The sequence below is a fragment of the Pseudomonas sp. E45-MNA-CIBAN-0222 genome, assembly GCF_040310405.1.
Taxonomy (GTDB): domain Bacteria; phylum Pseudomonadota; class Gammaproteobacteria; order Pseudomonadales; family Pseudomonadaceae; genus Stutzerimonas; species Stutzerimonas stutzeri_AC.
Map to the genome: position 1 here is coordinate 90,627 of NZ_JBEOPU010000014.1, position 12,003 is coordinate 102,629.

11 protein-coding genes are annotated in these 12,003 nt (G+C 61.4%); 5 read left to right on the forward strand and 6 right to left on the reverse strand.

Annotated elements, in window-relative coordinates; genetic code table 11:
• Positions 1-580: 580 nt before the first annotated feature.
• From AAEZ08_RS19160 to dksA, 5 genes are all read right to left on the reverse strand, one after another.
• Positions 581-1,993 (reverse strand): sigma-54-dependent transcriptional regulator, encoded by a 1,413-nt coding sequence (locus AAEZ08_RS19160; RefSeq protein ID WP_500124935.1) that lies wholly within the window; start codon positions 1,991-1,993, stop codon positions 581-583.
• Positions 1,994-2,054: 61 nt separating this feature from the next.
• A complete protein-coding gene (locus AAEZ08_RS19165) occupies positions 2,055-5,009 on the reverse strand; it encodes a sensor histidine kinase (protein WP_102821462.1) in 2,955 nt (984 codons plus the stop codon).
• Positions 4,993-5,169 (reverse strand): hypothetical protein, encoded by a 177-nt coding sequence (locus AAEZ08_RS19170; RefSeq protein ID WP_003284901.1) that lies wholly within the window; start codon positions 5,167-5,169, stop codon positions 4,993-4,995. Before AAEZ08_RS19170 ends, AAEZ08_RS19165 begins: the two co-directional genes overlap by 17 nt.
• Before the next feature lie 95 nt (positions 5,170-5,264).
• Positions 5,265-6,170 carry a tRNA glutamyl-Q(34) synthetase GluQRS gene (gene gluQRS / locus AAEZ08_RS19175; RefSeq protein WP_102821461.1) on the reverse strand — a complete coding sequence of 302 codons (906 nt, stop codon included), beginning with the start codon at positions 6,168-6,170 and terminating at the stop codon, positions 5,265-5,267.
• 90 nt (positions 6,171-6,260) lie between these two features.
• Complete coding sequence (gene dksA / locus AAEZ08_RS19180) at positions 6,261-6,707, reverse strand: RNA polymerase-binding protein DksA (RefSeq protein WP_003284903.1); 447 nt, start codon at positions 6,705-6,707, stop codon at positions 6,261-6,263.
• 191 nt (positions 6,708-6,898) lie between these two features.
• On the opposite strand from dksA, the gene AAEZ08_RS19185 reads away from it, so the two are divergent.
• The 5 genes from AAEZ08_RS19185 to AAEZ08_RS19205 all read left to right on the forward strand — a co-directional run bounded on the left by AAEZ08_RS19185 (position 6,899) and on the right by AAEZ08_RS19205 (position 11,189).
• The gene (locus tag AAEZ08_RS19185) at positions 6,899-8,071 is read left to right on the forward strand and encodes a pyridoxal phosphate-dependent aminotransferase (protein WP_500124936.1); all 1,173 of its coding nucleotides are present in this window, start codon (positions 6,899-6,901) and stop codon (positions 8,069-8,071) included.
• The gene (sfsA, locus tag AAEZ08_RS19190) at positions 8,071-8,778 is read left to right on the forward strand and encodes a DNA/RNA nuclease SfsA (RefSeq protein WP_003284905.1); all 708 of its coding nucleotides are present in this window, start codon (positions 8,071-8,073) and stop codon (positions 8,776-8,778) included. Before AAEZ08_RS19185 ends, sfsA begins: the two co-directional genes overlap by 1 nt.
• A 266-nt stretch (positions 8,779-9,044) precedes the next feature.
• Positions 9,045-9,965, forward strand: coding sequence for a dTDP-4-dehydrorhamnose reductase (gene rfbD, locus AAEZ08_RS19195; protein ID WP_102821458.1), 921 nt, complete (start codon positions 9,045-9,047; stop codon positions 9,963-9,965).
• A gap of 111 nt (positions 9,966-10,076) precedes the next feature.
• Complete coding sequence (locus AAEZ08_RS19200; protein WP_102821457.1) at positions 10,077-10,976, forward strand: AEC family transporter; 900 nt, start codon at positions 10,077-10,079, stop codon at positions 10,974-10,976.
• A 126-nt stretch (positions 10,977-11,102) separates the two neighbouring features.
• Entirely contained in the window at positions 11,103-11,189 is an 87-nt protein-coding gene (locus AAEZ08_RS19205; RefSeq protein WP_443977743.1) for a small membrane protein YohP, read from the forward strand.
• 53 nt (positions 11,190-11,242) lie between these two features.
• On the opposite strand, the gene AAEZ08_RS19210 is transcribed toward AAEZ08_RS19205, so the two are convergent.
• Positions 11,243-11,983 carry a VC0807 family protein gene (locus AAEZ08_RS19210; protein ID WP_336444422.1) on the reverse strand — a complete coding sequence of 247 codons (741 nt, stop codon included), beginning with the start codon at positions 11,981-11,983 and terminating at the stop codon, positions 11,243-11,245.
• Between the last annotated feature and the right edge of the window lie 20 nt (positions 11,984-12,003).

Below are 12,003 nucleotides of genomic sequence, written 5' to 3' on the forward strand. Positions count from 1 at the left end.
CGGAGGCCACGCGATTGTCGAGCAGTAAGACTGCTGTGAAGGAAAATGGGTAAGCCCCGGATAGCACAAAGGGGAGCCGAAGCTCCCCTTTGAATACTGTTGCGTGCTTTATTGTTATTAGTCGCTCAGGCGTTGCTGTTTTTGTTGTTCGCCTGTTCCATCGGGCCGTGGCCGTCAGGAGCACTCCACACTGAGAGCTAATAGCAAACGGATTTCTTTGGTCGCTGACTTTGCCTTGATCTTCGATCCAACCAGTGCGGGCCCTGCTGATGCAGTTTTTTGTTGTTCTCGGCCTGGTCGTGGGGCGAACCCCGTGGCAAGTCCTCTCCAAAAGAATCAGTTAGCTGCGCCTCCGCCTTCTTGTCGTTATTTTGCTGGAGCCGTTACGTCTTGTTCTTATTGTGGGGTCTGCTTGTTATTGTTGTTGTGCCTGTACGTAAGCAGTTGCCGTGCCAGCTTTAGAAAATCCTTATTTATCAACGGCTTGGTAATTATCTAGACTGAGGGGGGCAATAAAAAACCGGGGCAGCGTTACCGTTGCTCCCGGTTTTTGTTACGAGTCATGGCGGGCGGTAACAGATTACCCTGTAGCGCTACTCGATTTGCGGCGTGGAATGCCCAGGCGCTGGCGCCGTTCCCATAGGCATTTGCGGCTGATCCCCAGCTTGCGAGCCAGCTCGGTCTCGGTCATGTGATCCTGATGCTCGAGCACGAAGTGCTGGAAGTAGTCCTCCAGCGACAGATCCTCGGTCGGCTCGTTGCCCGTGGCAATGCCGCGAATGGTGCCCAGCGGCTCGTCGAAATCGTCGTCCAGTTCATCGAGTTCGATATCGATGCCTAGTAGCTCGGCATCGATCTCCGGGCTTTCGCTAAGAATCGCCGCGCGCTCGATGGCATTTTCCAGTTCGCGCACATTACCTGGCCAAGAGTAATGACGGATGGCCTGCTCGGCATCGCGGGAGAAGTGCAGGTCGTCGCTGCTCATGCGTTCACCCTGGCGAGTAAGGAATGCCTTGGCGATTTCCAGCACGTCGCTGCCGCGCTCGCGCAACGGCGGCAGTTTGAGCGCGATGACGTGCAGTCGGTAATAGAGGTCTTCACGGAACTGGCCGGTCTTGGCCAAGGTTTTCAGGTCGCGGTGGGTGGCCGCGATCAGGCGCACATCGACCTTTTGCGATTGCACCGAGCCAACCCGACGAATCTCACCTTCCTGCAGCACCCTGAGCAGCCGAGCTTGAGCCTCGAGCGGCAATTCGCCGATTTCGTCGAGGAACAGCGTTCCGCCGTCGGCGGCTTCGACCAGGCCTGCACGTCCAGCGCTGGCGCCGGTAAAGGCACCTTTCTCATGGCCGAACAGTTCGGACTCGATCAGTGTTTCCGGAATGGCTGCACAGTTAACCGAAATCATCGGTGCCTTGGCGCGCCGCGAAAGGTTGTGCAGAGCGCGGGCGACCAGTTCCTTGCCGGTGCCCGATTCGCCCTGAATCAGCACGTTGGAATCGGTCGGGGCTACCTTGCGAATCTTGCCGAACAGATCCTGCATCGGTGCGCAGTGACCGATGATGCCGATGTCGTTTCGTACTGCCTCGCCCGGTGCGCCGGTCTGGCTGCGGACGGGTTGTGCCAGGATCGCAGCGCTTTGCTGATGATCGTCGAGGATCCGGGCGACCGTTTGCAGCATCTCGTCGTGGTCGAAAGGCTTGGCGATGTAGTCCACCGCGCCCATCTTCATCGAGTCCACGGCTGAGCGCAGGCTGGCGTAACTGGTCATGATCAACACCGGCGTACCTTCGGCAAGCTTGATCAGCTCGGTACCGGGGGCGCCGGGGAGTCTCAGGTCGCTGACGATGAGGTCGAAACCCGGGATGCTGTAGCGCTCCTGTGCTTCCTGCACCGAGCCGGCTTCGCTGACCTCGTACTGGTTACGCTCAAGGAGGCGTCTCAGGGCAGAGCGGATGATGGTTTCGTCTTCGACGATCAGTATGTGTGACATCAGTACTCTCTCGACGGTCTGGAGGCAGAACCGGCGCTGGGCCGGTACGGCAGTCGCCTCTTCAACTTACGGCATGGGACGCTTCGACATGCCGCGGCAGGGTGATGCGAAAACGGGTGCCGCGTTGTGTTTCCGGGTCGGCCGGGCTGTCGATATCAATCTGTCCATAATGCTCTTCAATGATCGAATAGACCAGCGCAAGGCCCAGGCCGGTGCCTTCGCCAGGGTCCTTGGTGGTGAAGAACGGCTCGAACAGCCGGTCCTGAATATCCTTGGGAATCCCGCTGCCCTCGTCTTCCACGATGAGGTACACGGTCTGCTCGGCGACTTCGCTGCTTATGCGGATGATCCCGCCTTGCGGCGATGCGTCGCGGGCGTTGGAAAGCAGGTTGATCAGCACCTGGGCAAGGCGCTGTGGATCGCCTTCGGCAAAATGCGCCGGGTCGCAGATATTGATGAACTGCACCTCGGTGCGGTTGCGGTTGAGCGAGAGCAGACCGATGGCGTCCTGGGTGGCTTGCGCCAGGCTAACCGGATAAAGCTGGTGCTGGCGCTCTCCGGCATGGGCAAAGCTCATTAGCGATTGCACGATGCGCGATACACGTTTGGTCTGCTCGATGATCTGCCCGCTGATCTCGACGATTTCGCCGTCACTGTCGCGCTCTTCCCGAAGGTTCTGCGCCAGGCAGGCAATGCCAGTGATCGGGTTGCCGATCTCGTGCGCCACGCCAGCGGCAAGGCGGCCGATGCTGGCCAGCCGTTCGGAGTGCACCAGGCGGTCTTCAAGCTGCTGGGTTTCGGTCAGGTCTTCCACCAGTAGCACGAGGCCGCTGTTACCCGGTGCCAGCGGTTCGGCAATGGCTGCCTTGTGCAGGTTGAGGCAGCGGCGGTGTCCGTTGTGCGCCAGACGCTGTTTATGCAGGTGTTCATCGGCCTGGCCGATGAAGTCGCTGAGCAGGCTTCGCCAGGGTTCGGCGATGGTCGACAGACGCGAACCCACTACCTGTAGCGCGGGAATCTCGGTGAGTTCTTCGAGGGCGCGGTTCCACATGAGGATCTCCTGATCCTTGGCCAGCGAACAGACGCCCATGGGGAGCTCCTGCAGCGTTTGCCGGTGATAGCGGCGCAGGGCGTCGAGTTCCGCTGCTAGGCCGGTCAAGCGCGAGTGATACTCCTCCAGGCGGCTCTCAATGAAGTGGATATCCTCGGTGATATAGCCATCTGCACCGTTCTTGTAGGCCAGGAAGTTCTCGACGATATCCTGGGCCACGCTTGGCCCCATCAGCCCGGAAAGGTTGGCTTCGATACGGTCGCGCAGACGGCGCAGAGCATAGGGGCGATGCTCGTCGAAAGGCAGTTGCAGATCGCGCAGTGCTTGCTCCACTTCGCGTTGGGCGGTCTTGGTGCCAAGTGGTTTGGCCAGTTGAGTCGCAAATTCCTGAGGCGAGGCAGCCATCAACTCGCGACGTTGCGGTCGGCGCACGTTTTCCACGGCGCAGGCTTCGGCGGCGCTCTGCTCCTCGGGGCTGGTTTCGCTGAAGATCGAGAACAGTGAAAACGCCAGCACGTTGACCGCCAGTGAGGCGATCGCTGCCAGGTGCCAGCTGGTGTCATCCAGCACATAGACGATGTTGAACAGCGGAATGTAGAAACCGTCCAGATTGCCCACCAGTGGCAGCAGCATGGTCACCACCCAAACGCCGATGCCGGCCAGCAGACCGGCGATGTAGCCGCGGCGATTGGCGGTCGGCCAATAGAGCACCGAAAGTACGCCTGGGAGAAATTGCAGGGTGGCGACGAAGGCAACGATGCCGAGGTTGGACAGGTCCTGCTCGGCGCCGAGCAACAGGTAGAAGCCGTAGCCGGCCATGATGATGGCGAAGATCAGGCTGCGGCGGGTCCATTTCAGCCAGCGGTAGATGTTGCCCTCGCTGGACGGCTGATACAGCGGCAGCACCAGATGGTTGAGCGCCATGCCGGACAGCGCCAGGGTGCTGACGATGATCAGCCCGCTTGAGGCCGACAGTCCGCCGACGAAAGCCAGCAGCGCCAGGGTTTCGCTCTGTGCGGCAATGCCCAGGCCCAGGGTGAAATATTCCGGGTTGGTGCTGACCCCCAGTTTGAGTCCGGCCCAGAGGATCAGCGGCACGGCCAGGCTCATCAGCAGTAGATAGAGCGGCAGACCCCAGCTGGCGCTGACCAGGCCACGCGGGTCGAGGTTCTCGGTAAAGGTCATGTGATACATGTGCGGCATCACGATGGCCGAGGCAAAGAACACCAGCAGCAGCGTACGCCATGGGCCTTCCTGCAAGGGGGTATGCAATGCCTGCAGGGCCGACTGGTTCTGCAGCAGCCAGATCTCCAGCTGATGGGGGCCGCCGAACACGACATACAGCGCATAAAGGCCAATGGCACCAAAGGTGACCAGTTTGACGATCGATTCGAAGGCGATGGCGAACACCAGGCCTTCGTGTTTTTCCCGCGTGGCGATGTGGCGGGCGCCGAAGAGGATGGTGAACAGCATGATCATCAGGCAGTAGCCCAACGCCACGCGTTCCTGCAGGGGCTCCAGGGTGAGGATGCCGATCGCATCGGCTACTGCCTGGATCTGCAGCGCCAGCAGCGGCAACATGCCGATCAGCATGACGATGGTGGTCAGGGCGCCGCTCCAGGTGCTACGAAAGCGGAACGCCACCAGGTCGGCCAGTGAAGACAGCTGATAGGTACGGGTAATCCGCAGGATCGGATAGAGCAGCACCGGCGCCAGCAAAAATGCGCCGCAAACCCCTAGGTAAGTGGCGAGAAAGCCGTAGCCATACTGATAGGCCAGGCCGACCGTGCCGTAGAACGCCCATGCGCTGGCGTAGACGCCCAGCGACAGGGTGTAGGTCAACGGGTGCCGGATGATCCAGCGCGGAATCAGGCCGCGTTCGCTGACCCAGGCGACACCGAACAGCATGAACAGGTAGGCGGCGCTGATCAGGATCAGGTGGCTCAGGCTAAAGCTCGTCTGCATCACGCTGGCTCTGGAGAATGAAGGTCACCACGATCAGGATCAGCCACAGCACGTAGGGCCGATACCAGGCACCGTTAGGGTCGATCCACCAGTCCATGATGGCGGGGGAGAACAGGTAGATCCCCACCACCAGGAGCAGCACCAGTCGGTAGATATACATGCCGGGTCTCGTGTCGGAAGTGAGGCGATGGTAGAGCAGCGGCGGGCGGCAAGCCACCTGCGGCAGGCAAAAGCTGGTATGGCGTGGCGATCCGCCTAGCGCAGTTGCGATTCGGCGAGTGTCCGCGCGCGTGGAATGCGTTGAGCGTCCCAGTGCGGCACCGCCCAGGCGAGGATGTCGGCTGGCAATGCGTCGTTCAGCTCGGCGGGCGGTTGCTGGCCCAGCGCGCGTAATGCGCGCAGCAGCAGCGGACTGGCCTCGTGAGGCTGCAAGGGTGGCGAACGGTAACTCTTGCCCAGCTTGTGCCCATCCGGCTGGATGATCAGCGGCAGATGCAGGTAGCGCAGCTGGGGCACGCCAAGCACTTCCTGCAGATAGAGTTGGCGCGGCGTGGAGTCGAGCAGGTCGGCACCGCGTACGACGTCGGTTACCCCCTGCCAGGCGTCATCCAGCACCACCGCCAGCTGGTAGGCGATCAAGCCGTCGCGGCGGCGGATCACGAAGTCGCCAACCTCGCGGCCCAGATGCTGGCGAAACTCGCCTTGCACACGGTCAGTGAAGCCGTATTCGCGGTCCGGCACGCGCAGGCGGATGGCGGCGTCGTCGAGGCCATGGCCGGCGTCGCGGCAGAAACCCGGGTAGGGGCCGGGATAGCCTTGGAGCTGCTTGCGTGAGCAGGTGCAGGCATACGCCAGGCCTTCATCTAGCAGGCGTTCGATGGCGGCGCCGTAGGCTGCGTGGCGCTCGCTCTGGCGCTGCATATCGCCGTCCCATTCAAATCCGTAGCTCGACAGCGTCTCGACGATGGCTTGTTGGGCGCTGGGCATCTCCCGTGGTGGGTCGATGTCTTCCATGCGCAGCAGCCAGCGACCGCCAACCGCGCGGGCGTCGAGATAAGAAGCAAGGGCTGCGACCAGTGAGCCGAAATGCAGATAGCCGCTGGGTGTCGGGGCAAAGCGGCCGACGTAGCGATGGGCTTGGGGCGGGGCAGGAAAGGGCATGTTGGGGCCGGCGCTATCTGGGATGGCGGGGCGGATGAAACGCTGCAGAGCCTGGAAATGAAACGGGGCGCCGAAGCGCCCCGTTCGGGATCAGGAACCGATCTGCTTTTCCTTGATCTCCGCCAGCGTCTTGCAGTCGATGCAGAGCGTAGCGGTAGGGCGGGCTTCCAGTCGGCGGATGCCGATCTCGACGCCGCAGGAATCGCACCAGCCGTATTCGTTGTCTTCGATCAGCTGCAGCGTCTCGTCGATCTTCTTGATCAGCTTGCGCTCGCGGTCGCGGGCGCGCAGTTCCAGGCTGAACTCTTCTTCCTGGCTGGCGCGGTCGGCCGGGTCCGGGAAGTTGGCTGCCTCGTCCTGCATGTGATGTACGGTGCGATCGACCTCTTCCATCAGCTCCTGTTTCCACTTGTTCAGGATGCCGGTGAAGTGGGCGCGCATCTTGTCGCTCATGTATTCCTCGCCCTTGCTTTCCTTATAGGGCTCGAAGGCGCGAATCAGTTGCTTGCTCGACGGTGTTTCTTTGGTAATGGGCATGGATGAACGCCTCTCGCTATGTCCATTGCGCAGGATGATTTTTCCCTTGCCGACCCGTGCCGGCCCTGCGGCTGCAAGCGGGCGAACTTACCAGATCGGATCGGGGCGCGCTACTCCCGAATCCAACAGTAACTGCAGCGGTATCGGGACCTTGGGTAGAATTGTCGCTTTGTTCTCAACAGGAAGGTCAGATGACCTCGTCATACAGTGCGCGCAGCCGCGCAATCGAACCTTTCCACGTCATGGCGCTTTTGGAGCGGGCCAACCAGCTGCAAGTTCAAGGCCACGACGTCATTCATCTGGAAATTGGCGAGCCGGACTTCACCACCGCCGCGCCCATCGTGGCTGCAGGGCAGGCTGCGCTGGCGGCGGGGCACACACGCTATACCCCTGCTCGCGGTCTGCCACAACTGCGTGAAGCGATCGCCGGCTTCTACGCACAGCGCTACGGACTATCCATCGATCCCGAACGCATCCTGATTACGCCCGGTGGCTCCGGTGCGTTGCTGCTGGCCGCCAGCTTGCTGGTGGATCCCGGCAAGCACTGGTTGCTGGCTGATCCGGGTTACCCCTGCAACCGGCATTTTTTGCGTCTGGTGGAGGGCGCTGCGCAACTGGTGCCCGTCGGCCCTGAGGTGCGTTACCAATTGACCCCGGAGCTGGTCGAGCGCTACTGGGATCGCGACAGCGTCGGTGCGTTGGTCGCCTCGCCCGCCAACCCCACAGGGACGCTGCTGGATCGCGAAGACCTGGCCGGGTTGTCGACAGCGCTGAAAGCGCGTGGCGGCCACTTGGTGGTCGACGAGATTTACCACGGGCTGACCTACGGCGTGGACGCGGCGAGCGTACTCGAGGTCGACGATGACGCCTTCCTGCTCAACAGCTTCTCCAAGTATTTCGGCATGACCGGCTGGCGCCTTGGCTGGCTGGTCGCGCCACCGGCCGCGGTTCCGGAGCTGGAGAAGCTCGCGCAGAACCTCTACATCAGCGCCCCGAGCATGGCCCAGCACGCAGCGCTGGCCTGTTTCCAACCAACGACCCTGGAGATTCTCGAAGCACGCCGCGGCGAATTCGCCCGCCGCCGTGATTTCCTCTTGCCAGCCTTGCGTGATCTGGGTTTCGGCATCGCGGTCGAGCCGCAGGGCGCGTTCTATCTGTACGCCGATATCAGTGCGTTCGGTGGCGATGCCTACGCGTTCTGCCAGCACATGCTGGAAACCGAGTTTGTCGCGATCACCCCAGGGCTGGACTTCGGTCGTTTCCAGGCCGGACATCATGTGCGTTTTGCCTACACCCAGGATCTGCCGCGCCTTGAACAGGCCGTCGAGCGCATTGCCTGCGGCCTGCGCAGCTGGCGGCCCTGATGCTTTTCTTGCAACCCCTGGAGCAGGGGCGACTGGTCAGGCGCTACAAGCGTTTTCTCGCCGATATCATCACCGACGACGGCGAAGCGCTGTGTATCCATTGCCCCAACACCGGCTCGATGCTCAATTGCATGAGCGAGGGCGCACGAGTGTGGTTCCAACGCAGCAGCGATCCACGCCGCAAATTGCCGGGCACCTGGGAGTTGGTCGAGACGCCGCAGGGGCGGTTGGCATGCGTGAACACGGCACGGGCGAACCCGCTGATTGAAGAGGCGCTGCTGAATGGGCAGATCGCCGAACTGGCCGGATTCACAGCGCTTAAACGCGAGGTGGCCTATGGCGTTGAAAACAGTCGGGTGGATTTTCGCCTCGATTACGCCGGGGGGCCGGCCTTTGTTGAGGTCAAGAGTGTCACCCTCGGATTCGACGATACAGCGGTGGCAGCGTTTCCCGATGCCATCACGGTGCGTGGAGCTAAACACCTGCGTGAACTGGCGGCGCTCGCGCGTGCGGGCGTTCGTGCCGTACAGCTGTATTGCGTCAACCTGAGTGGTATTGAGGCGGTGCGTCCGGCTGAAGAAATCGATCCGTTATACGCCGCTGCGCTGAACGATGCCGTAGCGGCTGGGGTGGAAGTACTGGCTTATGGCGTCGAGCTATCCGCGCAGGAAATGCACGTCACGCGTCGCCTGAAGGTACTGCTCTGAACGGGCAACGCTGAGCGGGCGAAAAAAATATACAGCCGTGTGGGGAACAAAGTGCCTTTCATCTGGCCTCAACGAGGCTGGAAACCATATCCCACCATGCACGGGGAGGGCCCTGCTCCGCCGTTTGGCGCGGCGTCGAGGCGCGACTCTGCCTGTTTCGGTGGATATACGGCGGCACCGCAATCCTGATACGGATGTGGCGTCGCGGCAAAATTATTCTGGATGCTCGCGCCTGGCGCGGGCGTCGACGATGAGGCGACAGAAGAATGCGAATCCTCGTTTGTGGTGCGGGTGGCCAGGTAGGTCGGGAGTTGGTTGAGCGGGCTGCGGGTTTTGGGTTGGAAGTGCTGGCTCCTGCGAGCGCGCAGCTGGATGTATCCAAGCCCGAGCAGGTGGCCGCCGCGATGCGTCAGCGACCCGGCTTGATTATCAACGCCGCTGCGTACACCCATGTGGACAACGCTGAATCTCATGCCGAGCAGGCTTATGCGGTAAACCGCGACGGCTCGCGCAACCTTGCCGAAGCCGCCGAGCGCGCCGGCATTCCTCTGTTTCATATTTCTACCGACTATGTGTTCTCCGGTGAGGCCAGCAGGCCGTACAGCGAGGGCGACGAGACTGGCCCGACTGGCGTCTACGGTTTGAGCAAACTGGAGGGTGAAGAGGCGATCCGTTCGCGCCTGCCGGCACACCTGATCCTGCGCACCAGCTGGGTTTATGGCGTACACGGACACAACTTCGTCAAGACCATGCTGCGACTCGCTCAGCAGCGCGACGCGCTTGGTGTGGTGAGCGACCAGATCGGCTGCCCGACTCAGGCCGGGAGCATTGCCCGAGTGTTGCTGGAGCTGGCGCGGCGCTATGCCACCCAAGGCGATCTAGCCTGGGGGGTTTACCACTACAGCGGCGCGCCTGCGTGCTCCTGGTATGACTTTGCCGTCGAGATCTTCCGTCAGGGCGAGGATGTCGGTCTGCTTGCGCGGCAGCCTAAGGTGTCGCCGATTGCCACCGCGCAATATCCGACTCCGGCGCGACGCCCGGCCTGGTCAGTGCTCGATTGCAGCCGCTTCGAGAGGACGTTCGGCTTGGCGCCCCACGCTTGGCAGGATGACCTTGCCGAAGTGATCGCCTTCCTCCATGGGCAGGAAAGGTCGGCAGTCTCTCGTGCTCGAAGCTCCCGAGCCTGACGCTAGACGCGCGGCCGCCAGGGCCGCCGTGCCATCACCCCTACCGCCATGTATTCTTGCGCTCCGCAGTTAGGTGTGGCCTGACGTTCGGCACTCGGGAGGAGGCGCAACGTGGTAGTGGTGTTGGCAATTCTGCCGATCTTCGGTCTGATTACACTCGGTTATCTGTTCGGTTGGCGCCAGTGGTTGAGCAACGAAGGCGCGGCGGGGCTGGGTAGTGTCACATTCAAGCTGTTCATGCCGGCCGTACTCTTCACGGGGATCACCCGCGCCGAGCTGAGTGATGGCATGTCGCCAATGCTTTTGCTCGCCTACTTCGTGCCGGTGTTGCTGGTGTTCCTGCTGGTCAATCTGGTTGCTCACCGCTGCGCCGGGCGAGCGACGCCGCTGGGTCTTGCGGCCGCCTATTCGAACAATGTGCTGGTCGGGATTCCGCTCGTGACGACGCTGCTCGGTGCGGAGAGTCTGATCTACGTGTTCGCCATTCTGGTGTTCCACAGTCTGATTCTGTTCTCACTGCAGAGCTTCTATGCCGCGCTGGGTGATGGCGACAGGGTAAGCGTCCCGGCGCTGCTGAAGAATCTGGCCAACCCTCTGATCATCGGCCTGCTACTGGGCGCGCTACTCAATCTATCCGGCCTCGAACTACCCGAGCCGCTGTGGCGCGTCGCAGGCTGGCTGGCACAGGCCGCGCTGCCCTGTGCATTGATCGTGCTGGGTATCAGTCTGTCGCGTTATCGCTTGCGGCCGAGCGGCTCGGTAGTGCTGCTCACTCTGATCAAGCTGGCGCTGTTTCCAGCACTGGTCTGGTGGCTAAGCAGCTTATTGCCTGGGCTGAATCAGGATGCGCGCAACGTACTGGTGTTGCTTGCGGCCTGCCCGAGCGGCGTGAACGTGCTGGCCTTCGTCAAGCATTCCGACGATACGCGAGCGGTCAGTTCGACGGTGTTCCTCTCCACTGTGATGGCAGCAGTCAGCTTGCCCCTATGGATGCTGCTGGCTGCTAATTGACGCAGCTAGCAATGCGCACCCACAGCCAGAGTGGCCAGCCTAAACGGCTCCTTGTCGGTTTTCACGAACGCCCTTGAGCCAGGGATGTCACAAAATCACAGACTTGGAAAAACGGGAGAGAACAGCATGCTGAAATTTATCGGCGGGACCGCAGGAATCATCTTCATCATCGGCCTGATCGTCGTGATCGGGATATTCAAGCTGCTGTTCTGACTGAACGGGGGCCAAAATAAAGGGCTGTTCGGCGCGTGCTGAACAGCCCTTTTTCACGCCCGGTTACTGCTATCGCCTTGCCCCTGCGTGCCGGCGGCCATGATATCTTCGAGCCGCAGGCCAGTCAGGCCATGGATGGTGCGCCAGAGGTAATAGAAGATCGCCATCATCATCAGCATGCTGGGAATGGCAATCATCGGGTAGCTCAGCAGGGTCATGCGCCCCAGCTCAGCATTGAATGCTTCGCTGCCTGCTGGGCTGTTGACGATCCACTTCGCAAGCACGTAGTTCATGAAGGACGAGAAAAAGAATGTGCCACTGAGCAGGTACGTCGCCCGCAGCAGGCGCGTCTCGAAGTGCTCGACTTGGCCGTTGTGTTCCAGCTGCTCGTGAATCTTGTCCACGTTCAGCACCTTGGGGTTGTACAGCAGGGTGCGGATCAACGGGTAACGTGTGCGGGTTGACGCCAGTACGGCGATACCGATGAGGCCCGGGACAGCTGCTTCTTTGACTGCCAGCCATTGGGTATCGAGCTGTAGCAGACCGATGCCGCCAGTAAGCACTACGCTGATTAGGCCGAGCAGTGCGATCCAGTTGAACTTGCGGTATTTGGCCAGCTCCCACAGCCCCCAGCCTAGCGGAAAGGCCAGGGCGAGCAGGAGCGCGCCATCAGCGCCGAGGCGGTGTTCGCCACTGAGCTTCATCAGGATCAGCGAAGGAATCAGGATGCTCACGGCCAGGTCGATCAGTGGGCGTGGTTTATGTTCGGCGGGGGTGTGGGCGGTATCGGTCATGACTTCTGGTTGGTCTGAAG